The following is a 23,481-nucleotide window of genomic DNA, read 5'->3' as shown; positions in this document are numbered from 1 at the left end:
CAGCGAAACCTAACCTACATCTGCGAAATTGTTTTATTTATTAACCTGTTCTGGTTTTATTGTAAAATTGCTTAATTAAGATTTGTAAAGTAACCCAAAAAAATCAATGTCTTCAACCTGGCCTGTAAATGTCATCGCCATTCTTAAGGATAGATCCATGAAAAGAATCATTTTGTATCCTATCATGACTGTTTTATCAGTAGGAGTAGTAGGACATATGGCAATGGCTCAAATTGCCAGACATAGGTTAAATCAAGAGCTAGCTACGCCTCAAATATTAGCTGCACTAGAGAAAAATAACGTTGTTAAGGTTGCTCAGAATACCAGAGAAATTGATGAAAAAACAGCCCTTAGCTTAGTCTGGAAACTCCCCCTAGTACAACGTAAAGCCAAAGAAATTGAACGGCTTTCTAAAAGAACAATTAAAGTAGCTGCGATCGTAGACAGTTATCCTAGTCCCAATGAGCCTTACTACACAATACGCATTTTTGAAGATGATCCAAACAACCACAATTACACAATTTATTGGTTTCGGGTATTTAGTTCCAGTGGTGTAATTGAAGCTTTGGATATTATAGAAAATAAGTACGTTTCTTTAGATGAATGGAGAGGTCAAATTAGGCGTAGACGCTAACAATGATAACTATGACAAGAATTAATTACCAAAATAATAAAATCTCATGTCTGAGCAACAATCTCTAAGTCCTTGGAAATATAAGCCTTGGTGGTGTCAACCTTGGTCAATATTACTAACTGGTATCACTATTATGAGTGGTAGCTGGTTACTTTTTAAGATTATTTGGCTGACAGTTATTATCTCTATACCTGTGTTAGTGTGGATGGGCTTTTTTGTGTTGATATGGCCACAATTAATGCTGCGTAGTGGTGTTTTAGAATCTTATCAGAAAGAGTAGAACCCCACCCCCAATCCCCTCCCCGTACACAAGGAGGGGGCTATGATATACCTCATGTGATTAGGAAACGCTATATAAGGTTTCCGATATCTATGTAAAATTGCGCTGCGCTTGACCCAACCTGCATTTAATCCATCATTTTAGTCGTATCATTTCACTACATTCACTTAAAATTTTTCACCTATCATTTAGGATTCTTATAGCACTCATACCATTTTTAATTTTTCCTTCAGCGTAGAATTATTAGCAATGTGGGTCAACTTTATTTGTCAAACGTTACTTGCAGAATACACAGGAATATTCAGAGTCAGAAGGGAACAATTGAAAATAGTATTAACGTCACAATTATGTCACTATTTTTTGAGCATATAGATTTATAGATAACTGCTAACGCCCAATAAAACTGCAAGACAAAACCATAACAAAATCAGGTGTGTTTATATGGATTTAACGCCAGTATTGAGGAAAGCTAGAGTTAACTCTGCATTCAAGCAACTCATGTCTGTACATTGGATAATGGCCGCCTGTTATTTAGTTTTATTTACAACTGGTTCAGGTATGGCGCGTCTATCCCGTGGAACTCCCTTAAGATCCGAATTATATGATTTTCACAAATCAATCGGAGCGTTGGTATTAGCTTTATTGACTTGGCGGATTTTAGTTTTGTTGAGGGTATGGTGGCGAAAATACACTAAGAATTTGCCAAGGTTTACGCCTGAATGGACACGTAAATTTATACTGCATACTTTGCTCTATTTATTGATGTTTACAGTTCCAGTCAGTGGTTTCTTTTTTTCTAATTCTTATCAAAGTAATAATGTCCGCTTTTTTGGCTTGACGTTACCCGATATGTTTCCACAAAACTCTAGTTTAGTAGACTTAGGTAGAAACATTCATTTTTGGATAGCCTATACATTTTTGGCTTTGATTATTCTGCATACACTACAACAATGGAAAGTTGTAAAAGCAAACTGGCGGCGGTTTCAAGGCTTTTTTATGAATAAAAAGTTAAAGACAAGGGGTGAGTAGGGATTGGGGATTGGGGATTGGGGATTGGGGGACTAGGGACTGGGGATTGGGGGACTAGGGACTGGGGATTGGGGGACTAGGGACTGGGGATTGGGGACTGGGGAAACTCTCTACCTTGTCCCCTTTGTCTCTTACACTCCTAATTAATTACCTGAATCCCATGACTACGGGGATCATCTTGGCTAGTGGTGGGTGTAACTGGTGCTGAGAATTGGGATACTTTACCGCTAGCTTGAGCATAGGGTAAGGAAGAACCTGTCACCAAAGCTTCTAGGTTGCTAGCCATGACTGTGTGCGGTTGATCACCGATCGCCTGAGCTACACTTTCCCCAGTATTATTTAGAAATACAAAATGGGGAATACCATCTACTCGATATTTCAGCATCTCTGGCAACCACTTAGTATTATCTACGTTCAGCATGACAAAATTCACTTTGCCAGTATACTGCTGTTCTAGTTCAGCGATATCAGGGGCCATTTTTTGGCAGACAGTACACCAATTAGCGTAAAACTCTACAATAGAAGGCTTGCCGTTAGTGGTAGCGACTTCTAGGGGTATAGATGCTTCTTCTAAGTTGACTAAAGAAGCAGAATTTGTCTCAGTTCGTAATCCCAAGAATAAAGCAACGCTGAGAGCGATCGCCACTATAGCGATCAAAAAGTTTCTCAATCTAGTCCCAGCAGTAGTTTCCGGCTTTGCAGGTGAATTACTTGTCATAAAAATTTATTAAAACTTATTAACTAATTTCTTTTTTAGTTTAACTGAGTAAAGCAGTCCGGGTGTAGGGACTCAACACTCATTACTCATCACTCATTACTCAGCACTATCATTAAGAAAAAGCCTCTGCTAAATCTGTGAAAAAACGAGTTACTCTCACCTTCCCCAAACGTGCGATACAAATGCCGGTGACTTATGTACTGGCGAAAGAGTTTAATGTTGCTGCCAATATTATCCGCGCCCAAGTTGCACCCAATCAAATTGGTAAACTAGTTGTAGAACTATCGGGAGATATTGATCAATTAGATGCAGCTATAGAGTGGATGCGATCGCGACATATCAGTGTTTCTTCTACCTTGGGGGAAATAGTCGTTGATGAGGATGCGTGTGTTCACTGTGGCTTGTGTACTGGGGTTTGTCCGACGGAAGCCTTGAGTCTGCATCCAGAAACCTATAAACTGACTTTTACGCGATCGCGTTGTATTGTCTGTGAGCAGTGTATTCCCACCTGTCCAGTTCAAGCAATCTCAACCAATCTCTAACCAAGTCTGAATACGTCTGCTATGATGCTACTTTCATCTACTAGTCTATCTGGGGCTGGAGAGTCATAAACTACTAGCAGGGAAGACACACCAGAGATATCTGAAAACATGGTAATGCCTTCAGCACGATTATTGCGCTGTCCATGCGGAATTTCTTGGACAAAATCTGGATTATGCAGCGTATTTTCTGGTAAATTCACACCATTTTTTAACCGATAAACTTGTACAACTCCATCTAAATCCATAGTCGGCCCGGCTAAAATTAACAAGTCTTCGCCATCCCAACATAAATCTCTAATTCCCAAACCATTCAACCAAATAAAATGCTTTTTGTATTCTTTTTTGTCTGTACCAATTTTGCGTAATTTTAATAAGCCAGACTGAGAACTTTCTAACTCAATTTCTAAAATTATCGCCCAACCACGCAATACAGGGCCACGCAACCCTAAAAAAATCCTACTTTTATTGATGGCTAAACCTTCGATATCAAAACCATTATCTTTTCCCGGAATAGCCGCTTTCACAAAAAAGCCTAGATGCGGATCATCTGCTAAAGCTACCATCAATATATTATTATATTTAGTTAACTCTAATTTAGCCGCCTTTAACTGCACATTAGGATTTTGTGGATGTTGACAAGACTTAAGTAATTGTCCATCTACTAAAGGGATTCTTCCTAACATATAGCGGTTAGGTTCTGACTCAATCTTAGCCAACCTGGAAATATTTTTCTTATCAGTATTATCGGATTTAGTATTTTTACGTTTATAGCTGTGTGAACCTACAAACCATAAATAATAATCATCATAGGCTAAACCTTCAATATCAATTTCTTCATCTTCCGGTGCAGGTAAAGACATAAACTCTGCTACGCGAAATTGTTGATGTTCGGCAAACTTATCCTGATCAACTAAAGATAATCTCTCAATTGTTGATGTTTCATCAGAACCGAACCATAAATACTTGTTTTGAGTTAATATAACTGCTGAAAGGTCTTTTCTATGTTCTCTAAAATTTTCCTGAAATGTTAGTAAAACTTGATTAATGAAATGTGAATTAGTCATTTTATTAAATCTCTTAAATTACAAATATCGTTATTAATTCCTTACCCTTCCCAGATTCCCTGTTTGTAGTAAGGACTTTAGTCCTATTAATCTTTAAGCGTCATAGCTATATAAGCATATCATTTAAATATCTGCCGTTTATGAAGTAATATTATTTTAGTAATTCCGTTGTATATACAAACATCAAAATACTTAAAAATTAATAGACCTCTTGCAAAAGTCCGAAAATGAGACGTTTTGCTTCACTCAACATGACACCTTAAGCATTTATGCAAGAGGTCTAATCGATAGTAATCTTAAATCTCTACAGGATTGCTATCAATTTTACGCCAATATACTGTGATTTTGAGTAAAAAATATTACAGCCCCAACATGACAGTCATATTTTGTTTGTGGCGATGGGCTGCGCCTCACCGTAGGTGTTCGCAAAACTGCATTACACTTACTCTTAACAAGTACAAAAATGCAACCTCACAACTAGGTAAATAGTTTCTTATCCTCATGACTCTAACGACTAAGTTTTTCTAGCTGTTAATAGCAATACTAAAAGCTTCAACTCTGATAAAAAGATAACTATCAGCAGATAGATAGAAATTTTAACTAATGCTATTATGCAATAACCTGTTTAAGTCATTAATATCAACCATGCAATTAGCTACAGAATCTACAGTAAAAACTCTAGGAAACTACGCTTATCAGGCTATTGAAAAACACGTTAATAAAACATTGAAATGGGAAAAGCCTGTTAAGAAAGATGAAGATCCAGAAGCACTACACCAAATGCGAGTAGGGATGCGTCGTCTACGCACAGCCATTAGTAGATTTGACATAATATTAAATTTACCTAAGCCAGTTAGTGAGAAAAATGTCGGTAAAATTGCTCGTCGTCTTGGTAATCTACGCGACTTGGATGTATTAAAGCAAAGTTTAGAAACTATTTATCAACCAAACTTACCTCCCAAAGAACAAAAATCTCTACAAACCGCCTTTCATGCTTTAGCTAAACAGCGTGAAGATGCAGTAGCTAAAACTTTAACGACTTTGAAGGATGAATCTTATAAATCTTTAAAACAATCTTTGCAAGATTGGTTAGAGAAACCAACTTATAAACCCTTAGCATCTCTCCCAATTCAACAGGTGCTACCAGATTTACTATTACCTGAACTGAGTCAATTTTTGCTCCATCCTGGGTTTTTGGTAGGAACTGAAACTGTAGATTCTGAAGTGAAAATCCACAGTAAATGGACAACAGAAGAGATAGAAAAAACTTTAACAAATAAAGGCGAAGCTATTCACGATTTACGAAAACAAGCCAAGCGTTTACGCTACCAAATGGAATTATTTACTGAGTTATATGGCGAGTCTTACGCGGCTTATATTGCAGATATAAAAACCATCCAAGATATTTTGGGCAACATTCAAGATAGTGTAGTTATGGGTGAATGGCTGATGGATGTATTCAAGTCAGACATTAAGACCAAATTACCTAAATTCACTAGCTTGTTAACTGCTAACCGTTACCAGTGGTGGCAAGAATGGCAACCTTTACAGGAACGATATTTGCAAGCAGAAAATAGACATAACTTTCATCTGACAATCCTGCATCCCCTTGGAAATTAGGGAGTGGGGTTAATTAACCGCCAGTTTCTAGCGAGCAGACAAAGTGATAGAAGTTTCGAGAGACAATACATAAACACTACTTTGGGGAATCTGCACCACACGGGTATTTTCTGCGGAACGCAAACCTGAAATCAAACCGACAGCACTACCTAACATTGCACCTCTGTCAAACTGATCTGGATCGCCATTGCTGGAAAATCCCATGATGCTACCGCCAATCCTACCCCAAATAGAGCCATTTTCGACAGCTTTGTCATTAGCTCGCTTGTGAGTAATAGTTGTACCGGGGATGGTTTGGCTAGATGCTTTAATAGCAACAATGCGCCCATTAATCACTATAGATTGAGCAACAATTTTTGCACCGCCATCGCTTGGCTTTAACACTATGCTGACAGGAGTATTTTCTGGTGCAATGATATTACCTTGAGCATCTTTAATCGCACTCGCTAAAGGAACAGTCAGGGGATAGTCCTTTTTTTGCCCTACGTCTACGGTGATAGGTGCGGGGAAAGAAACGATGAGTGCTGTATCTTGGGGAATGCTAATTTCTGAGTTGACTACCTGGGGTTGAGTTGCTTCGGTGGAAACGGGTTGGGCGGTAGCTGGTAGTGTTAAAGCACCTAACAGAGACAGAGAACAGGCGAGGCTTAAAAAGGTTTGGGTTTTCATTGTCATTTTTTCCTTTGATTTCAGTGTTTTGGGTGTTAACCCCTTCACTTAATCAATAGGTTAGTGATTCTGGATTTATGCAGTCTGTTTCTGGAAAAATCACAACCTGTTTTTGGACGTGGGAAGATCATCGTTGAGGTCGTAATAGCCAATGCCATCCTGAACCTTTACGAGTTAACCAACTATCTTCAACATCAGGATGATTATCATCTAAGTAAGGACTGTCAACTGGGTAATCAGAATAGTTGGAGTCATCTTGTACGCGAATCCTGACATTGCGACAATTACCTTCTATTTCAATAGTGATAGTATCGTGCCGTTGGGAATTAGAGTTTAAGAGACTATCTCTGATAATACGGCGTTTGCTATCCTGTTCTTGTCGAAACTGGTGAACACAACGTACTCTCAGCAACGGGTTGTCACGGGGATGATCTAATAGATAGGGTAAAATTTGCGAGTCACGAATTGAGCGCGAAGGAGTTTCAGCACTAACTAAAGGTGTGATAGTCAACAATAAGGTTGTAGTGAGGGCAATAATTCCCCCTCCTAGTCTGGTTTTCATAGTTTCTCCTAAACATAAAGCAATTGCCAGGGTACTAACTAACCCCGGCGGCGTAAGAATTCAAAATTTAAAATTAATTGTTTCAGACTTAGAGGAATGAAGGAATTGCAGATTGACTATTACCCTGACACCTCTAATTATTATTTATCTTCAAGTAATTGGTTAACCTGTTGTCCACGACGACCAGTTTTGATTTCGTAGCGGCGGGTGAGGTTATCTTGGTAGTTCATATCTCTAGCGGCGGCGGAGTTAACAAACGCATCGCAATTTTTTCCTTGAACTACAGTTGCAGAACTGCTGCTACGTTCTTCTGTGCTGTTGTTGCGGGTATCTTTGGAGTTACTGTTACTTTGGTTTCCTTGGCTACTACCACTACCACTGACACCAATTCCAAGGATACTAACTCCACCGCCACCTCCATTATTATGGCTGCGAGAAGAACTAGAACGAGTGCTGGTAGAAGTGGCTAAGGCAATTTTGCTGTTGCTGGTGCGGGTGTTGTTACCTAAACCGACATCACTACACAAAGCGCGGGGGTCTTTCGCTAGGGTATTGGGATCAACCCAAGATTGATGGTCGCCTAAGCCTTGAATTTCACTGTTACCAACTGGGTTACTGGTAGGTGCGGGAGTGCGAGGAGTTGTATTCCCAACTCTACTGGGGACAACAGGCTTAAAAATACCTGCGGGTTGAGCATCAAAAGGCCCTGCAAAAGCGGGAAGTGTGCTGGTTAATAGTGCAGTTGCGGTGAGTAAAGAACTGGTTAAGTGGCGTAATTTCATGGTCGTTTTCCTCAAGTTTCAGTGTTGATGTGTAGTTTGGGTTTCAACCCCTTCACTGATTCAATAGGTTGACCTTTGTTTGTTTATGCAACCCCTAGCAAATTTTTGGGAAAAAAATCTCAGGGTTTGTAATAAGCACTTGCGTGCTTAGAAAGATAAGGACTAAAGTCCTTACTACGAACTTGTTTATCCTACTTTCCCGCAAGATTTACATTAATTAATCGGTAGTTTGTTATACATATGGGATAAATGGGATTAATAATGAAACAATAAATTCTGTTGTTTACAATCACACTATGCAGTATCCACTAGAACTTACCTTTAAACTCTGGGCATTAGCACCACAAATATCTGTTGCTGATTCCCAAAATAATTTGGTTTTCTACGTTAAGCAAAAATTATTCAAACTCAAGGAAGCGATTACCATCTTTGCTGATGCAGAGCGTACTCGTCCTCTTTACTATATTAAAGCCGATCGCATTATTGATTTCTCTGCTCGCTATGACTTCACCGACAGTAACGGCACTTATATTGGTGCAGTCAAACGGCGTGGTTTAAAATCTTTGTGGAAAGCTCGTTATGATATTTTTGATGGTGATGCGACTCATTTAAATATCCAAGAGCAAAATCCTTGGGTGAAGGTTGCAGACGCACTGTTGGCAGAAATCCCGATTTTGGGATTATTCACTGGTTATGTGTTCAATCCTGTGTATTTGGTCAGTCGGGCTGATGGTACAGTTGTGATGCGGTTAGAGAAAATCCCGACGTTTCTGTCTCGAAAATTTATCATTAAACCAGTCGATCAACTTAGCGATCGCGAAGAACAACAAGTTATATTAAGTTTACTGATGATGCTGCTGTTAGAACGGAATCGTGGTTAGTTAAAGCTAGTCAAAAGTCAAAAGCAAGAAAATTTTTACCTTTTGACTTTCAACTTCTTTGTGAAATACTGGACTAACCAATTAATTTTTGCCAACTCGCTGGCCCAATTATTCCATCAGCAAGTAACCCATTTTGTCTTTGAAATCTCTTAATTGCTGCTTCTGTTTGCGGTCCGAAAATACCGTCAGCATCTACACCTACTCGATGTTGTATATATCTAACTACTGGGCCACCAGCGTGATTAGGTCTGATGATGCGTTTGGCTAAAATTTGATTAATGATGCTCCAAGTAGTTTCGCCTACGATTCCTGTTTTTTCAATACCAACAATGCCTTGAAATTTTTCTACAGCATATTTTGTTTCTGTGTTGAGTTGATTATTCTCAACTAGTGCTTTGCCATTTCTATCGGTAATCTTGAGCCGATTTAAAGCCTTTTGCAGCCTCATTACACTAGTATCTATATTCTGTTCTTCATCGGGAACAGAATTTACGGGAACACTAGGTAGTTTACCTGTCAACCCTCTAACAATTGCATTGGCTGTTGCTTCAGCATTGAACAGATTCATATCTTTTTGTGAATCTATGAAGCAACATTCTACAAGAATTGCCGGCATATTTGTATTTCGCAAGACAAATAAGTGAGAACCATTCTTAACCCCACGGTTAAAAAATCCTAATTTAACAATTTCATTTAATACAGGTTGAGCAATTCTTCTACCTGAATCACTAGCGGCAAATACTTCTGTCCCGTTAGCTTGCCCGTTAAAAGCATTAAAATGGATTGAGACAAAGACTTCGACTCTAGCAGCATTAGCTTTGTTGCATCTTTGTGAAAGTGAGTCTCTAACTGAACTTGAGCGAGTGGGATTACAAGTTATAACTTCATGCCCTAAAGCTTGTAACTTAGATATAACTCTATTACCAACATCTACATTTAAAGTATCTTCAAACTTTATCCCTCTAGCTCCAGTATCTGGTGGGGAATTATGCCCGATATCAATGCCATATTTCATGTGTCAATCCTCAAATGATTTTTCCAATACTCCCAATGCTGTTTATTTGCGATGTTGAGTGTGTGCGTTGGCGTTTCGCCCACAGTAGGCGATGGGCTACGCCCCACCGTAGGTGATCGCTATGAAGGCGACATTGCATAACATATTACTGAGAAAAATTTTATTTACCAAGTTCGTATTTTAACAAAATATATCTGCATCAACATCTTGAACACAAATCTACTCCATAAGCAAGCGATCGCCTCCATAAGTGTGTGTTGCTTTAAGTATTTAGTCAATAGTCATTAATTCATAGTCATTAGCTTTCCTCCCCTACTTCTTCCCTGTCACCTGTCACCTGTTACCTCACTTCCTCTGCGTGGCGAACACGCACCACATCACAAACACAGTCAACCCTAGATAAGTTGATACCGTTAACCATTCTTGCCAGCTACCAGATAGATTATTCATCAGTAAAAATGCGGTAAATAACTAGAAATTCTCCTTCATTCTCCAGTCTACGCGCTTATACTGTCAGTAGATTCCTGGATTGATTTTCTCAAAAAATTTTGCTACTTTTCCGGAAAGCCTCAAAACGCAGTGGTATTAATAATTAGTACAGCCAAGTACAACGGTTTATACAGAAACTTTATATTGAACCCTTTGGGGAATATATCCCCTTCATAATTATCAAAAGCCCGGTTATCGCAGCCGGGCTTTTGAGTTGCTGGGGATTGGGGATTGGGGATTGGGGACTGGGGATTGGGGATTAGGAAATCAACCTCCCACTATTTCTTGATAGAGAACTACAAATTACGAATTACGAATTACGAATTACGAATTACCCCTGTGGTAGCAAACTGCGTACTCACATTTTGAGTAGATTAACAGTAGGCTATCTGTGGGACGATTATGACTTTTGTGAGAGATAACGATTTAGTATTAGTTGCTGGTGCAACTGGTGGTGTGGGACAACTGGTAGTAGGAAAACTTTTAGAGAAGAATGTCAGGGTACGCATCCTGACACGGAGCGCACAAAAAGCGACAAAGATGTTTGATGACAAGGTGGAAATTGTGGTTGGGGATATCCGCGAACCAAGCACACTCACCGCAGCAGTAGAGAATGTCACTCATATCATTTGTTGTACTGGGACTACGGCTTTTCCTTCTGCTAGATGGGAGTTTGACTTTAAGCCTAACCTCTTTGATTGGGGAAAGATTTTTTTGGATGCTGACTACAGAGAAGCTAAAGCAAAAAATACACCAAAAAAGGTTGATTTTGTAGGTGTGAGTAACTTAGTGTCTGTTGCACCCCGCACTCTGAAAAGGTTTGTTTTCGTCTCATCTGTGGGAATTCTTCGTAAAAATCAGCCACCTTTTAGTATTCTCAATGGCTTTGGTGTGCTGGATGCTAAACAAAAGGGTGAGGAAGCAATTATCAATTCGGGATTACCTTACACAATCATTCGTCCAGGACGGTTGATTGATGGCCCTTATACTTCCTACGATCTCAATACTCTGTTGAAAGCTACTACAGGCGGTAAGTTAGATGTGGTCGTCGGTAAAGGTGATACCCTAGCGGGGGATGCTAGTAGAATTGATGTCGCAGCCGCTTGTGTAGAATCTCTTTTTTATCCCTCTACTGAAGGACAAGTTTTTGAATTAGTTAATAAGGGAAGTAGACCAGCTGCAATTGACTGGGAAAAACTGTTTTCTCAGTAAACAGTTGTCAGTATTGCCAATCGGTTATTGCGAATAGTGCAATGATAAGTTAAACCCGACTATTTTTAGAAGTCGGGTTTAAACTATATATTAAACTGATGTAACGGAGAGGGAGGGATTCGAACCCTCGTTGAAGTTTCCCCCAAACAGACTTTCCAGGTCTGCGCCTTCAACCACTCGGCCACCTCTCCAGGTGTCACGATTTACCATAGTAATATACAATCCCAGAAAATGCAAAGATAAAGAAGGAATTTCTTTTAACCCTGATTCTGAACGTCTCAAAACCAAATCTAAGATGTCCGACACATACACAATTAAAGTACGCGATCGCGCCACTGGTGAAGAGTACACCCTGCAAGTACCAGATGACCGCTACATCCTCCACACCGCCGAACACCAAGGGGTAGAATTACCCTTCTCCTGCCGTAATGGAGCTTGCACCACTTGTGCTGTGCGGGTGGTGTCGGGGGATATATATCAACCGGAGGCGGTAGGCTTATCCCTAGAATTGCGTCGGCAAGGTTATGCTTTGTTGTGCGTGAGTTATGCTCGTTCTGACTTGGAAGTAGAAACCCAAGACGAAGATGAAGTTTATGAACTCCAGTTTGGGCAATACTTTGGTAAGGGACGAGTTAAAGCGGGTTTACCGTTAGATGAAGATTAGTAGTGATATGGGGACAAGGAAGCTGGGGTGCAGGGGTGCAGGGGGGCATGGGTGCAGGGGGGCAGGGGAAAATGATTGTTGTTCCATACCCAGTCCCCAATCACCAGTCCCCAGTCCCCAGTCCGTCACAAATTGGTTACGAAAAATCGCCATTCTCGCTTGCTTATTGCTCTTGGTGAGTTGTCAAGCCAAGAGTCAGTCTGAGAATAATCAAAAGCAGGTGAGGGTGGCGCGGGTGGTGAGTGGTCAGACTTTGGAAGTTGTAGGGATGGCTGAACAACCAACATTAATTTCCCAGGTGCGGTTAGTTGGTGTAGATGCGCCAGATTTGCGTCAGTCTCCCTGGGGTGATCAGTCTAAGGAACTTTTAGAAAAGTTGGTTGGCAATTTAGAAAAACCCGTAACACTGGAGTTTGATATCGAAGCCAAAGACAAAATTGGGCGGAATTTAGCTTACGTGTGGAAAGATAACCAGTTGTTAAACGAACAAGTGGTCAAACAAGGGTATGCTTTGTTTGTAGAGCGATCGCCTAATCAAAAATACAATCAACGTTTAGAACGCGCTCAACAATGGGCAAGAATCATGGGTAAGGGAATCTGGAATCCAGAAAAACCCATGCGTCAGACTCCGGCTGAGTTTCGTCGTCTTAATCGGTAGTGAGTGGTGAGTAATGAGTAGTGAGTAATGAGTAATGAGTGCTGTTAGCGGAGCTTTGAATTTTTAATTTTGAATTGGAGTGAAGCGACTTGACTGACTTGCAAATTTTTCTCGATATTGCAACAGAAGCTGCGCTGGCTGCGGGTGCGGTTTTGCAAGGGTACTTGGGTAAGCTAGAAGATGCGATTACGGAAAAGGGTCGTCCTGGGGATTTAGTGACTGCTGCTGATAAAGCCTCAGAAGCAGTTATTTTAGAAATTTTGCGTCGCCATTTTCCTGAGCATTCCATTTTGGCGGAGGAATCGGGGAAAATTGGGAATCAAGATAATCAATATCTCTGGGCGATTGATCCTCTTGATGGTACGACTAACTACGCTCACCAATACCCAGCTTTTTGTGTTTCCATTGGTTTGTTAATTGATGGTGCGCCGCAGGTAGGGGTGATTTATGACCCATTTCACGATGAGCTGTTTCGCGCGGCTGCTGGTTTGGGTGCAACACGTAACCGTCGTCCAATCAGTGTTTCTGAAACATCGGAATTGAGTAAAAGCTTGTTGGTGACAGGATTTGCCTACGATCGCCGCGAAACATCGGATAATAACTATGCCGAATTTTGTCACCTCACCCATCTTACCCAAGGGGTAAGGCGTAGCGGTTCAGCAGCTTTAGATTTAGCCTCTGTCGCCTGTGGCCGTGTCGATGGTTATTGGGAACGGGGAATATCTCCTTGGGATGTTGTCGCTGGGATAATTTTGTTACAAGAAGCCGGTGGTAAAGTCACTGCTTATGATGGCACACCTTTCAAAATCGCCTCTGGGAGAATTCTCGCAACAAATAGTTATATTCATGACAACCTCAGTAGGGCATTAATGCAAGTACCACCTCTGTTAGCTTGGCAATAAAAACATAACTATAGATAGCTAATCATTCACCAAAGGGAATAATAATTACAGGGGAATACTGACGCTTACCTGTGTCAGCGAACTAAACTAGAAAAAATCTCACTGCTCCTTTGGTGCTAACTGCTATATGTCTTTAAGAATAGACCGTGGATTATTTCAATATGAGTTCATTGATCATCACGCTATTTTGTGTGTCCCAGTTGACGCTGATGTTAAAGAAATCCGCAAGCGATATATAAAAATTGCTCGTCTTTTGCATCCTGATAGCAGTGGGATTCATACTGAGAGAGAAAAGAACCTAGCTATTGAATTATTATCGAAGTTAGTTAACCCCGCTTATGAAACACTCTCTGTAGAACGCACCCGTTCCGAATACATTATAGTTTTGTCCCAAATAGGTAAGCGGTTGATACAGGAATCAGCTTCAATCGAACTGACTACCGACTTAGCTAAACAGTTAGCAGCATCTCCTAATATTGATCATGTTTATAAAAGTGCGATCGCTAAAATTGCTGAAACTCAATACGATTGTTTGCAGCAGGTAATCCCGATTATTTCCCAAATCAGCGAGTTGAATTTAGTTTACTTGATGCGGAGTGCTGGTAAAGCTTTAGCCGCACCGCCACCAGTTGCTCAAGCTACAGTTAACGCCAATTCATCCCAGCCAAATACAGCTACTGCACCCCCACCACTTCCTAAAGAAGATCCAGCCATTGAACAATATCTTCGTCGCGCTCAAGGCTTGATTGATAAAAACCAATTTGCTCCCGCCAAGGTAGAGTTACAAGATGCACTCAAGATACAACCAAAGAATAGTCGTTGTCATAGTCTCTTGGGATTTGTCTATTTGAAGCAAAATCAGTTAAAAATGGCTAAAATCCACTTTGACAATGCTTTAAAATTAGACCCTAATGATCCAACAGCGTTGGCGTGGAAGCCTAAACTAGATAAATTTTTAGGACAACAATCTAGTAGTTCTCATGGGAATGCACCGGCTAATTCTGGTCAAAAACAACCAGATAAATCTGGAGGTGGTTTGTTTGGTGGTTTATTTAGTGGGAAGAAAAAATAGGGGGTAGGTAACAAATCAATTCACCTCTTTAGCTTGATTACCTTTTCCAATATACTTGGCTGCATAGGCGGGAACAGAAAACGAAATGTGCAGTCTGCCTTTTTGCTGGAAAACGGGGCGATATAACGGAGGATGAATGGTGTATCAACCAGCCGCAGGAGCGAGGGATTTATTACCTCTAGATGTGGCTCAAAAACGCTGGATTGAAGATAGATTACAGCAGGTGTTTCACCGTTGGGGATATCATAGGATTATTACCTCAACTCTAGAACGGATGGATACCCTGATGGCGGGGGAAGCAATTCAACGCCAGATGGTAATTCAACTGCAAAATGCTGAAGATGAAGAGTTAGGATTGCGGCCGGAGTTGACAGCTTCTATTGCTCGTGCTGTGGCGACGCGGATGGCGGGTACTACTTATCCGCAACGACTGTACTATAATGCCAACGTCTTTCGCCGCATCTGGGAAAACAGACACAATCGTCAGCAAGAGTTTTATCAAGCTGGGGTGGAGTTGTTAGGTGTAGGTGGATTGCTAGCCAACGCTGAGGTGTTGCTGTTGGTAAGCAATTGCTTGGCGGCGTTAGATTTACAGAACTGGCATTTAATTTTAGGCGAAGCCGGAATCACTCGATCGCTATTAAATGCTTTTCCTGAAAATTTACGTGCTAAAGTTCGGAGTGCGATCGCTCATCTTGACCGCATTACTATAGATAATCTGCCTTTAACTGACGAACTGCGCGATCGCGCCAGAATCATGTTAGATTTGCGTGGTGATAGTGCAGATGTATTGCAAAAAGTCAGCAGTCTGGGTTTAGATGCCGAGCAACAAGAGGCGGTTAATAATCTCAAATCCCTAGTAGAGTTATTAGAATCAGAGGGTAAATTCCCGATCATTCTCGACCTCAGTCTGATTCAAACCATAGACTACTACACCGGCATTGTGTTTGAAATTGTCAGCAGTAGCGAATCCCAAGCACAGGTTTTAGGGCGAGGTGGCCGTTACGACAAGCTTTTGGGACTATATCACCCCCAAGGTGATGATATTCCGGGTATTGGCTTTGTGCTTAATATTGAAGACCTGTATCAAGTTTTATTGTCCACTCAGCAATTACCGCAAGAAACCCCGGCTAGTAACTGGCTGGTAGTTCCCGAAACACCAATTGCTCACGCTGCGGCCTTTGCCTATGCCCAAAAGCTGCGTGATTCTACTCATCTAGTCCGGGTAGAAATGGATTTAGGTGGCAAAGATGCAGCTGCAATTAGACAATACGCAGGCGATCGCAATATAGCCCAAATCGCTTGGATTAAAGCCGACGGAACGCCAACAATTGAAAGCGTTAGGTAGTGCTGAGTGCTGAGTGCTGAGTGTTGAGTGCTGAGTGTTGAGTGTTGAGTGTTGAGTGCTGAGAGAAAGAGATATAGCATTCCTACGTCTCTTTCTCTGAATAACACATATTTAATTTCTGGAATTAATTTTGAATTTTGAATTTTGAATTTTGAATTTATTTTTCCCCTGCTAGGCTAGAACAAGCTGATTTAAAAGAAAGGGAATCTATCAAATGCCACACACTATTGTTACCAATGTCTGTGAAGGTGTCGCCGATTGCGTAGATGCTTGTCCAGTCGCTTGTATTCATGAAGGACCTGGTAAAAATGTCAAGGGAACTGATTGGTACTGGATTGATTTTGCTACCTGTATTGACTGTGGCATCTGTATTCAAGTATGCCCCGTAGCAGGTGCGATCGTTCCAGAAGAAAGACCTGATTTACAAAAAACTCCTTAATTTGTCATAGCTAGCAACTTCAGCTAGCTATCAACCCAAAAACAAGATTAGACCTTAACTTTAGGCATACTAATACTTTCTTGTGGGTAATCTTCCTCAGCAAAGTAGTAGCTGTAGCGTTCATTGTGAGAAATTACGCCGTTAACTACCTGTCCTAAAACATTCTGACCAGATTTTTCTAAAAATTCTTTGGCAAAAGCCGCATTTACTGAATCTACTACCCCTGGACGAACTACCAATAACATACCGTCAGCCATTTGTCCTAAAGTAGCAGCATCAGCAGCGACATTTAAGGCAGGAGTATCAATAATTACAAAATTGTATTTAGTAGCAAAGGTATCGATTAAGCTTGCCATGCGTTGGGAATCCAAGAGAGCCGCAGGATTAGGCGGTACTACTCCCGAAGTAAGCACATCCAAATGATTCATAACTGGCTTGATCGCTATTCTAGTGTCTGCCTGCTCAACAATCACATTGCTCAGACCTTGACTATTGTTGATGTCCCAAATTTTGTGTTGTACTGGACGGTGTAAATCTGCATCTATGAGTAATACTTTATGTTCTTTTTGCGCTATTGCTGTAGCTAAGTTAGCAGCTACCGTTGACTTACCTTCTTGAGGTACAGAGCTAGTAACAACAATCACTTTTAACTCTTTATCAGCACTCATAAACCTCAGATTTGCTCTTAACATCCGGTAAGCTTCACTAATGGCAGAGCGAGGAAAATCCCTCATAATAATTCTTTGGCTATAATACTCCATACCCTGATCTTCATCAGCATATTTTCTCAATTTACTAACCGTAGGAATTACCCCTAATAAGGTTAAACCAAATAGGGCGCGAGCTTCATCAATAGTCTTAATGGATTTATCTTTGGCTTCCAAAATATACACGGTTGCCAAGGCGGCGATAAAAGCTAATAAAGCAGCACTTAAGTAAGAAATCATGGGTGAAGAAATTGGCTCGTCAGGAGTTTCAGCTAGAGATATAATACTGGCATTGCTAACATTTTGATTTTCTGCTATACGACTTTCTTGCAGCTTTTGCAATAGCAAAGAATAGGTAATTTGAGAAACTTGTACTTTGCGTTCTAACTGACGCTGTTTTTGTTCTAATCTTGGCAGATTATTCAGTCTTTCTTTATAGGAACTTTGTAAGTTAGATAAGGTACTAACTTGTTTGACTGCACCTAGACGAATTGATTCTAATTCTACTAGTCTAGCGGATAGTTGTTGTTGTAATGCCCCTAGTTGTAGATTCTGATTTAGTTGAGATGAATTTGTGCCTACAACCTGACCTACTCGTTGTTGCAATAGCCTATTTAAGGAAGTTAATCTTTCTTCTAATTCAATAATTTGTGGATGTCTATCTTGCAAAATATTACGTCTTGCAGTGAGTTGTGATTCTAGTTGTTGAATTTCTGCCAGAATATTTTGGACTCCGGTCGTTTGGCTGAGGGAAGTCATGAGTACCGCTTGTTGAGAGTTCATACCGAGTTGTTTACGGATTGATTGAGACTGTGCCTCGGTATCAGCAACTCTAGATTGAGCTGCATTCATTTCATTTTGCAGTTCTGTAATGACTTCTAGTGCTTTTGTTGCTTCTTCTTGTAAATTAACAACTTTGTACTTCTCCTTAAAACTCGCTAGTTCTGCTTCTGCTTTCTGCACAACTAGTTCTGCATTTGGCAATTGTTTCTCAATAAATTTGCGAGCAGCAGCTGCTTCATTTCTCAAGGAAGATACATTTTTCTCTAAATAGATTGCCACTAGAGCATTAACAACTTTAGCTGATACTTCAGGCTTCGTATCCTGGTAAGAAATTTTTAGGACATCCGTACCTTTAATGTCTCTTACATCTAGTTTTTTGAGAAAATCTTTGGTTTTTAAAGGAAGACCCTGGGAATTCTTTAAGTTAAGTTGATTGATAGTCTTTTTGACAAATGGCACGGAACGTATAACCTCTGCTTCTGTATTTAGAGGATTAGTTCTAGCATCCTGTACTAAAGGTTCTAGTTTACTTATTTCTGTGCCTACACCGGTTAATGTTGAAGTTGTATTTATCCGTTGAAACTTCAGTTTTGCTTCTGCTAAATAAGTAGGTCTTTTTAAAAAATACAACGCCAGTAAAAAAAGTAGAAAACTAGGGATAAAAACAGCTACAGCAATTACTCCACGTCGCTTTATGATGTGCCAATACCTATCAAAAGAGGAATAATATTCTTGGGTTTCCATAATAATTTCCAATTACTTGGTAGTGGTATTCATTGTTTTAATTTGAACTTTTACTAGCGATAACAATTAAGGCTTGGATGAGGGAGGTAAAATGAATGCTACACCATAAATAAGAGAGTGTGAATTTCGCCTGATGTAAGTTAAAAATTACCTAGAAATATCAAAATCTTAGTCTTCGCTTGAATTTAAAACTCTAGTCTGATGAAGGATACTGTGTTGTTTCGTCCTCCAACTCACATAAGCCTTGTAGTGAATTGTTGTAATTCCATCAATCACTCTTGCTAAATCTTCGCTAGTCAAATTAGATCCAGAAGGTAAGCAAAGTCCGCGTACAAATAAATCTTCTGCTACTGCACCGCCAAAACATTCACATTCAGAAAACACAGGCTGGAGGTGTAAAGGTTTCCACACCGGACGAGATTCAATTTGCTGTTTGGCAAGTGCTAGACGGACTTGCTCTCGGTCTGCACCAAAAGCCTGAGAATTTATAGTCAAGCAAGTTAGCCAACGAGTTGCTCGTCCATAATCAGCTTCTGGCATAAATTCTAATCCTGGTAGTTTTCCTAATGCAGAGGCGTAGATTTCAAAGTTATGTCTTCTAGCTGCGACTCGCTCATTTAGAACCAGCAATTGACCGCGACCAATACCAGCTAAAACATTGCTGAGGCGGTAGTTATAGCCAATTTCTGAGTGTTGGTAGTGGGGAGCGCGATCGCGTGCTTGGGTGGCTAAAAATCTAGCCTTTGCTACCAATTCTGGGTCTTCAGAAACCAACATCCCACCACCAGAGGTGGTAATGATTTTATTACCATTAAAAGAGAAAATCCCGATGCGTCCAAATGTGCCTGGAGAACGTCCTTTATAGGTAGCACCTAGACTTTCTGCCGCATCTTCAATCAGGGGAACTTCATACTGATTGCAGACTTGGAGAATTGGCTGTATATCTGCGCTTTGTCCATATAGATGTACCACTATTACAGCTTTCGGTAACTTACCCTGATGTGCGCGATTCTGCAAGGCCTCATGCAACAAGTCTGGATTCATATTCCAAGAATTGCGATCGCTATCAATAAAAACTGGCTTTGCACCTAAATAAACTATGGGGTTGGCGGTAGCTGCAAAGGTTAAAGTAGAACAAAACACCTCATCCCCTGCTTCTACTCCCAATAATCGCAAAGCCAAATGCAAAGCCGCAGTTCCAGAACTGACAGCCGCCGCATAACTAGCTCCAGTCACATGACAAAATTCTGCCTCGAAAGCGTCAACGTGAGGGCCAACAGGTGCAATCCAATTAGTTGCGAATGCTTCTTTGACAAATTCTAGTTCCTCATGTCCTATATGTGGTGTTGATAGGAGAATTTGTTTATTCATATGTATGTATTTTGAGAAATTTAATGGCTCATGACTTTGATGAGGCGATCGCATTTTGAACTCATAATATTAGTTTCCACCTTCAGCCATTGCTGAAGAGGCGTTTCCCCATTTGCCCAAGCGATTAATGCTGCTGGTAGATTTGCCCCCGCTATTTGAGAGAATGGATAACCACCGCCAAAACGGGGGTTCATTTCTAACACACACGCACTTTTTGCAGTGAGTATCACATCACAGTCAAGATTGCCAATATGTCGGAGACTTTGACCAATTTTTTCACCGATTCTGCTGATATCTTCATGCTCAACAGTTACTGCTCGATCTGTCTCTCCGGCTCGCATCGCTAACTTACATTTGACAAAAGTAGTGATGTGATCTCCTGCTAAGTTATTAACAATATCTAGCCCATATTCCTGTCCATTTAACTTTTCTTGAATTAGAATACATTGCTCTGGATCAGTAGAGCTAATTTCCGCCAAAAATGATTTACTCAGGGATTTCTTCACGAAGCGATATGCTAATTCTAAATCTTCCTCATCTTCTGGATATTCAATACCTATAGAGGCACTGCCCCAACGAGGTTTAACAACTAAAGGGAAATTTATTTCTCCTAGCTTAATAGCTTTTTTAGCTTGATTAACAGATAGATAAGTTTTTGGTGTAGCAATGCCAAGATTATTTAAAAATTGGCAAGTAGCCCATTTATCAAAACAAATATCTATGATTTCTGAATCAGAAATTACTGGAATAATTCCAATTTTGAGAAAGCGATCCCGTTGTTTAGCTAACAGTGGCAATTCTAAATCATTGAGTGGAATTAACAAACGTACCTGTTTTCGTTCACAGATATAGAGTAATTTATCAAAATAGTCATGATGATTTACAGATGGCAATAAAAAACTTTCATCTGCTTCCTGAAGTGCTGGAGCTTCTAAACTCGCATCACCAGCAAATACATATCCACGATTTTCTAAAGCTTGCTGGAAGAATTGAACCAGATAGTTACGTCTTCCCGCACAAGTTAACATGATATTCATATTTTTACCTTTCATATCACATAGGTAGAAAAAACATCTTGAGTGGTTTCTCTCCTTCTAATGAGATCATATTCATTCAAGGTGGAATCATAGCTAATAATCGGAGGATTGGGGCGAATAAATGGAGGTTTAAACACTACACTATATGCGCCGATATTATCAAAAACTACATAATCCCCAATACCTATTTCACCTGAATAATTGTTATATAAACAATCATGTTCCATGCAAGTGTATCCTACTAAATCCACCGGAGGACTGATATTTCTCTGATCACAATTTTCTTGGCTTTTATAAACTTGCAATGATAATTGCTTGCCTGTTAAAGTTGGTTTAATATTATGGATGCTGCCAACAACCAATGCAATCTGGCGTGATTGTACTGTTTTTATACCCACCACTTTAGCAACAAACTTAAGTACATTGGCAACAACGGCTACACCAGGCTCAATGATTAGCTCTGGAGTATAATCACCAGAAAATCTACTTGTTAATTGGGGTGCGATCGCTTCAGCATATTCTTGATAGCTGGGAATATAACAATCAAATTGCGCCTGCAAATCATCATTCATTTTGCCAAAAAAACCACCTCCCACATCAATAAATTTAGGTGGTTTATCTTGAAAGTAATAATCACTAAGTTCTATTAACTTCTGAGTGCGTAACTGATAAGATTCTACGCTTCTAGTGGGTGAAGAAATATGACAATGCAATCCCAATACAGAACAATTATTTAATTCTCTAAATAGCTTAAAAACTTCATCTAGTTCGCCTCCTTCCACATCAAATCCAAAGCGGGATATCCTACCTATACCCACATCCAAGTTACATCTTAACCCTACTGCAATCTGCTGATTAGGTAATCTTCGTGCTAATGCTGTAACTATGTCAACTTCTTCTGAACAGTCCAAGTTGACGATAGAGCCAGCCAATATTGCTCTTTCAATATCTTCTGAATATTTTAAAGGGCCATTAAAGATAATTCTAGATGGCGGGACACCAATTGCGATCGCTAGATCATACTCCATTTGAGATACAACTTCAGCATACCCTCCCATAGCATTCACACTCTGGCATAACTTGGGAATGTAATTCGTTTTATAAGAATAACCAAGATGGGTATTGGGATAAATTGCCCGAAAAGCTTGTAAGAACTCTTGATAGTTGCGCTCAAATTTTTTGATGTCGAGAATAAAAAAAGAATCTCCATATTCTTTTTCTAAATAGAATAGTCTTGTCCAAGAAAGGGGCATTTCCATGATTGAAGGAATAGACTTATTTACGACAATGGTTTTCAGTTGCATATATACTTACTCACTAATTAACTATTCAGATACAAGTCTATTTTAATTTTTGAAATTATTTGCGTAGGTAATCAAAGCAGATAAGTTGATATTAATCTTGTCCAGTCAAACGATAGTATTTGTCTGGATATCGTCTGTGAATAAATTTGGCTATGAGGGGATTTATTTCTACTTTAGAAGGAAGACGCTGAACACCGAAGCCCATTCCTTCTTTAAAGGTACACAGTGGTGAGTCTTCTCTAGAGTGCAAACTATGAGCAATTTCCCGAATTTTACCTGAACGACGGCACATTTGTACAAATTCAAAATGCAACCCTGGGCTAATATAGGTTGATAATGCCTCAGTTGCAATATGAAGTGTGTGCATATATGCTGTGTGATCAATAGCATAGGCAGTCAAAAAACCACCTAATTTGCCGTCAATCAAACCCGCCATCACAAACCAATGCTTGAAATCTAGATTAGTAATCTCTGCTAAATAATTTTTGAGATTGCCATAATTTGTCCTCTTGACGGCTGAAGCAAGAACTTCCTGTCCTTGTTCTTGCAAAAGCTTTGGGCCAGTTAACTCAACAAACTTAACTAACTTATGACACTTGCGAATTTGTCCCCTGCGATTTGCGGACAAACTCTGCAAATCGTAGTTTTCTATTTCAGACAACAGGTGAATGGGTAATACTCCATTGGCAAAAGCTGCATCATTAGTATCTAGGGTTGTCTGAAATCCCCAATTAAAAATATTTGGTGCGGTGGCTTGTTCATAGCTTAAGCGAGCTAAAAAATGAACCGGTTGATAAAAACCAGGATAGCTTTCTTGCCAATATCTACCTCTATGCTTGATGATACGTGTTCCTTTTCCTCGCAGCCAGTTTGCATATTCTTCTTCTGTTATGGGGACTAACTTGGCTTCTGATACATCTCGTATCTGCAAATTATTCATTGACATTTTAGTTTT

The 23,481-nt window shown here is 40.0% G+C and carries 24 protein-coding genes and 1 tRNA gene; 13 read left to right on the top strand and 12 right to left on the bottom strand.

Features of this window, described 5'->3' with window-relative positions:
- The first annotated feature begins 106 nt into the window (after window positions 1-106).
- The 3 genes from L6494_RS24135 (at window position 107) to L6494_RS24125 (ending at window position 1,943) form a co-directional block, all read left to right on the top strand.
- Window positions 107-634, top strand: a complete 528-nt coding sequence (locus L6494_RS24135) for a hypothetical protein (RefSeq protein WP_237990258.1) — start codon at window positions 107-109, stop codon at window positions 632-634.
- 46 nt (window positions 635-680) lie between these two features.
- Window positions 681-914 carry a DUF6737 family protein gene (locus L6494_RS24130; protein ID WP_237990257.1) on the top strand — a complete coding sequence of 78 codons (234 nt, stop codon included), beginning with the start codon at window positions 681-683 and terminating at the stop codon, window positions 912-914.
- Window positions 915-1,355: 441 nt separating this feature from the next.
- On the top strand, window positions 1,356-1,943 hold the full coding sequence (locus L6494_RS24125; protein ID WP_237990256.1) for a cytochrome b: 588 nt from the start codon (window positions 1,356-1,358) through the stop codon (window positions 1,941-1,943).
- Between the two features lie 139 nt (window positions 1,944-2,082).
- Here the strand turns inward: L6494_RS24125 and L6494_RS24120 are convergent, their stop codons facing one another.
- The gene (locus L6494_RS24120) at window positions 2,083-2,661 is read right to left on the bottom strand and encodes a thioredoxin family protein (RefSeq protein WP_237990255.1); all 579 of its coding nucleotides are present in this window, start codon (window positions 2,659-2,661) and stop codon (window positions 2,083-2,085) included.
- A gap of 137 nt (window positions 2,662-2,798) precedes the next feature.
- Between L6494_RS24120 and L6494_RS24115 the strand changes: the two genes are divergently transcribed.
- Complete coding sequence (locus L6494_RS24115; protein ID WP_237990254.1) at window positions 2,799-3,203, top strand: NIL domain-containing protein; 405 nt, start codon at window positions 2,799-2,801, stop codon at window positions 3,201-3,203.
- Here L6494_RS24115 and L6494_RS24110 read toward each other — a convergent pair.
- Entirely contained in the window at window positions 3,200-4,267 is a 1,068-nt protein-coding gene (locus L6494_RS24110; protein ID WP_237990253.1) for a DUF3616 domain-containing protein, read from the bottom strand. The two genes, L6494_RS24115 and L6494_RS24110, sit on opposite strands and share 4 nt — an antisense overlap.
- 645 nt (window positions 4,268-4,912) lie before the next feature.
- Between L6494_RS24110 and L6494_RS24105 the strand changes: the two genes are divergently transcribed.
- Entirely contained in the window at window positions 4,913-5,887 is a 975-nt protein-coding gene (locus L6494_RS24105; protein ID WP_237990252.1) for a CHAD domain-containing protein, read from the top strand.
- Window positions 5,888-5,914: 27 nt separating this feature from the next.
- Here the strand turns inward: L6494_RS24105 and L6494_RS24100 are convergent, their stop codons facing one another.
- The 3 genes from L6494_RS24100 to L6494_RS24090 all read right to left on the bottom strand — a co-directional run bounded on the left by L6494_RS24100 (window position 5,915) and on the right by L6494_RS24090 (window position 7,900).
- Window positions 5,915-6,556, bottom strand: a complete 642-nt coding sequence (locus L6494_RS24100) for a hypothetical protein (RefSeq protein ID WP_237990251.1) — start codon at window positions 6,554-6,556, stop codon at window positions 5,915-5,917.
- 127 nt (window positions 6,557-6,683) lie between these two features.
- Complete coding sequence (locus tag L6494_RS24095; RefSeq protein ID WP_237990250.1) at window positions 6,684-7,118, bottom strand: hypothetical protein; 435 nt, start codon at window positions 7,116-7,118, stop codon at window positions 6,684-6,686.
- A 140-nt stretch (window positions 7,119-7,258) separates the two neighbouring features.
- Window positions 7,259-7,900 carry a hypothetical protein gene (locus L6494_RS24090; protein ID WP_237990249.1) on the bottom strand — a complete coding sequence of 214 codons (642 nt, stop codon included), beginning with the start codon at window positions 7,898-7,900 and terminating at the stop codon, window positions 7,259-7,261.
- A gap of 296 nt (window positions 7,901-8,196) precedes the next feature.
- Between L6494_RS24090 and L6494_RS24085 the strand changes: the two genes are divergently transcribed.
- Window positions 8,197-8,781 carry a hypothetical protein gene (locus tag L6494_RS24085; RefSeq protein ID WP_237990248.1) on the top strand — a complete coding sequence of 195 codons (585 nt, stop codon included), beginning with the start codon at window positions 8,197-8,199 and terminating at the stop codon, window positions 8,779-8,781.
- Window positions 8,782-8,854: 73 nt separating this feature from the next.
- On the opposite strand, the gene L6494_RS24080 is transcribed toward L6494_RS24085, so the two are convergent.
- The gene (locus L6494_RS24080; protein ID WP_237990247.1) at window positions 8,855-9,796 is read right to left on the bottom strand and encodes an N-acetylmuramoyl-L-alanine amidase; all 942 of its coding nucleotides are present in this window, start codon (window positions 9,794-9,796) and stop codon (window positions 8,855-8,857) included.
- Between the two features lie 891 nt (window positions 9,797-10,687).
- Between L6494_RS24080 and L6494_RS24075 the strand changes: the two genes are divergently transcribed.
- Window positions 10,688-11,497 carry an SDR family oxidoreductase gene (locus L6494_RS24075; protein WP_237990246.1) on the top strand — a complete coding sequence of 270 codons (810 nt, stop codon included), beginning with the start codon at window positions 10,688-10,690 and terminating at the stop codon, window positions 11,495-11,497.
- A 104-nt stretch (window positions 11,498-11,601) separates the two neighbouring features.
- Here the strand turns inward: L6494_RS24075 and L6494_RS24070 are convergent.
- A tRNA-Ser gene (locus L6494_RS24070) sits at window positions 11,602-11,688 on the bottom strand.
- Window positions 11,689-11,792: 104 nt separating this feature from the next.
- Here L6494_RS24070 and L6494_RS24065 point away from each other — a divergent pair.
- From L6494_RS24065 to L6494_RS24040, 6 genes are all read left to right on the top strand, one after another.
- Window positions 11,793-12,161: a 2Fe-2S iron-sulfur cluster-binding protein gene (locus L6494_RS24065; protein WP_237990245.1), complete on the top strand. Its 369-nt coding sequence runs from the start codon at window positions 11,793-11,795 to the stop codon at window positions 12,159-12,161.
- Window positions 12,151-12,819, top strand: a complete 669-nt coding sequence (locus L6494_RS24060) for a thermonuclease family protein (RefSeq protein ID WP_237990244.1) — start codon at window positions 12,151-12,153, stop codon at window positions 12,817-12,819. The genes L6494_RS24065 and L6494_RS24060 overlap by 11 nt, the downstream gene beginning before the upstream one ends.
- An 89-nt stretch (window positions 12,820-12,908) precedes the next feature.
- Window positions 12,909-13,721, top strand: coding sequence for an inositol monophosphatase family protein (locus L6494_RS24055; protein WP_237990243.1), 813 nt, complete (start codon window positions 12,909-12,911; stop codon window positions 13,719-13,721).
- A gap of 127 nt (window positions 13,722-13,848) precedes the next feature.
- Entirely contained in the window at window positions 13,849-14,793 is a 945-nt protein-coding gene (locus tag L6494_RS24050) for a J domain-containing protein (protein ID WP_237990242.1), read from the top strand.
- 136 nt (window positions 14,794-14,929) lie between these two features.
- Window positions 14,930-16,141, top strand: coding sequence for an ATP phosphoribosyltransferase regulatory subunit (locus tag L6494_RS24045; RefSeq protein WP_237990241.1), 1,212 nt, complete (start codon window positions 14,930-14,932; stop codon window positions 16,139-16,141).
- Window positions 16,142-16,355: 214 nt separating this feature from the next.
- Complete coding sequence (locus tag L6494_RS24040; protein WP_237990240.1) at window positions 16,356-16,580, top strand: indolepyruvate ferredoxin oxidoreductase subunit alpha; 225 nt, start codon at window positions 16,356-16,358, stop codon at window positions 16,578-16,580.
- Between the two features lie 47 nt (window positions 16,581-16,627).
- Here the strand turns inward: L6494_RS24040 and L6494_RS24035 are convergent, their stop codons facing one another.
- From L6494_RS24035 to L6494_RS24015, 5 genes are all read right to left on the bottom strand, one after another.
- The gene (locus tag L6494_RS24035; protein ID WP_237990239.1) at window positions 16,628-18,814 is read right to left on the bottom strand and encodes a GumC family protein; all 2,187 of its coding nucleotides are present in this window, start codon (window positions 18,812-18,814) and stop codon (window positions 16,628-16,630) included.
- A gap of 168 nt (window positions 18,815-18,982) precedes the next feature.
- The gene (locus L6494_RS24030; RefSeq protein WP_237990238.1) at window positions 18,983-20,185 is read right to left on the bottom strand and encodes an aminotransferase class I/II-fold pyridoxal phosphate-dependent enzyme; all 1,203 of its coding nucleotides are present in this window, start codon (window positions 20,183-20,185) and stop codon (window positions 18,983-18,985) included.
- 20 nt (window positions 20,186-20,205) lie between these two features.
- A complete protein-coding gene (locus L6494_RS24025) occupies window positions 20,206-21,222 on the bottom strand; it encodes an ATP-grasp domain-containing protein (protein WP_237990237.1) in 1,017 nt (338 codons plus the stop codon).
- A gap of 11 nt (window positions 21,223-21,233) precedes the next feature.
- Window positions 21,234-22,526 (bottom strand): hypothetical protein, encoded by a 1,293-nt coding sequence (locus L6494_RS24020; RefSeq protein WP_237990236.1) that lies wholly within the window; start codon window positions 22,524-22,526, stop codon window positions 21,234-21,236.
- Between the two features lie 91 nt (window positions 22,527-22,617).
- Window positions 22,618-23,472 (bottom strand): hypothetical protein, encoded by an 855-nt coding sequence (locus L6494_RS24015; protein WP_237990235.1) that lies wholly within the window; start codon window positions 23,470-23,472, stop codon window positions 22,618-22,620.
- Between the last annotated feature and the right edge of the window lie 9 nt (window positions 23,473-23,481).

The organism is Nostoc sp. UHCC 0870, assembly GCF_022063185.1.
Classification (GTDB): domain Bacteria; phylum Cyanobacteriota; class Cyanobacteriia; order Cyanobacteriales; family Nostocaceae; genus Trichormus.
Note: the sequence above shows the minus strand (reverse complement) of the source record. Positions and strands in the feature narration are given on the sequence as shown.

Coding starts and splice junctions, on each gene's coding strand:
- L6494_RS24135 (WP_237990258.1), top strand. CDS start 107: ATGTCTTCAACCTGGCCTGTAAATGTCATCGCCATTCTTAAGGATAGA.
- L6494_RS24130 (WP_237990257.1), top strand. CDS start 681: ATGTCTGAGCAACAATCTCTAAGTCCTTGGAAATATAAGCCTTGGTGG.
- L6494_RS24125 (WP_237990256.1), top strand. CDS start 1,356: ATGGATTTAACGCCAGTATTGAGGAAAGCTAGAGTTAACTCTGCATTC.
- L6494_RS24120 (WP_237990255.1), bottom strand. CDS start 2,661: ATGACAAGTAATTCACCTGCAAAGCCGGAAACTACTGCTGGGACTAGA.
- L6494_RS24110 (WP_237990253.1), bottom strand. CDS start 4,267: ATGACTAATTCACATTTCATTAATCAAGTTTTACTAACATTTCAGGAA.
- L6494_RS24105 (WP_237990252.1), top strand. CDS start 4,913: ATGCAATTAGCTACAGAATCTACAGTAAAAACTCTAGGAAACTACGCT.
- L6494_RS24100 (WP_237990251.1), bottom strand. CDS start 6,556: ATGAAAACCCAAACCTTTTTAAGCCTCGCCTGTTCTCTGTCTCTGTTA.
- L6494_RS24095 (WP_237990250.1), bottom strand. CDS start 7,118: ATGAAAACCAGACTAGGAGGGGGAATTATTGCCCTCACTACAACCTTA.
- L6494_RS24090 (WP_237990249.1), bottom strand. CDS start 7,900: ATGAAATTACGCCACTTAACCAGTTCTTTACTCACCGCAACTGCACTA.
- L6494_RS24085 (WP_237990248.1), top strand. CDS start 8,197: ATGCAGTATCCACTAGAACTTACCTTTAAACTCTGGGCATTAGCACCA.
- L6494_RS24080 (WP_237990247.1), bottom strand. CDS start 9,796: ATGAAATATGGCATTGATATCGGGCATAATTCCCCACCAGATACTGGA.
- L6494_RS24075 (WP_237990246.1), top strand. CDS start 10,688: ATGACTTTTGTGAGAGATAACGATTTAGTATTAGTTGCTGGTGCAACT.
- L6494_RS24065 (WP_237990245.1), top strand. CDS start 11,793: ATGTCCGACACATACACAATTAAAGTACGCGATCGCGCCACTGGTGAA.
- L6494_RS24060 (WP_237990244.1), top strand. CDS start 12,151: ATGAAGATTAGTAGTGATATGGGGACAAGGAAGCTGGGGTGCAGGGGT.
- L6494_RS24050 (WP_237990242.1), top strand. CDS start 13,849: ATGTCTTTAAGAATAGACCGTGGATTATTTCAATATGAGTTCATTGAT.
- L6494_RS24045 (WP_237990241.1), top strand. CDS start 14,930: ATGGTGTATCAACCAGCCGCAGGAGCGAGGGATTTATTACCTCTAGAT.
- L6494_RS24040 (WP_237990240.1), top strand. CDS start 16,356: ATGCCACACACTATTGTTACCAATGTCTGTGAAGGTGTCGCCGATTGC.
- L6494_RS24035 (WP_237990239.1), bottom strand. CDS start 18,814: ATGGAAACCCAAGAATATTATTCCTCTTTTGATAGGTATTGGCACATC.
- L6494_RS24030 (WP_237990238.1), bottom strand. CDS start 20,185: ATGAATAAACAAATTCTCCTATCAACACCACATATAGGACATGAGGAA.
- L6494_RS24025 (WP_237990237.1), bottom strand. CDS start 21,222: ATGAATATCATGTTAACTTGTGCGGGAAGACGTAACTATCTGGTTCAA.
- L6494_RS24020 (WP_237990236.1), bottom strand. CDS start 22,526: ATGCAACTGAAAACCATTGTCGTAAATAAGTCTATTCCTTCAATCATG.
- L6494_RS24015 (WP_237990235.1), bottom strand. CDS start 23,472: ATGTCAATGAATAATTTGCAGATACGAGATGTATCAGAAGCCAAGTTA.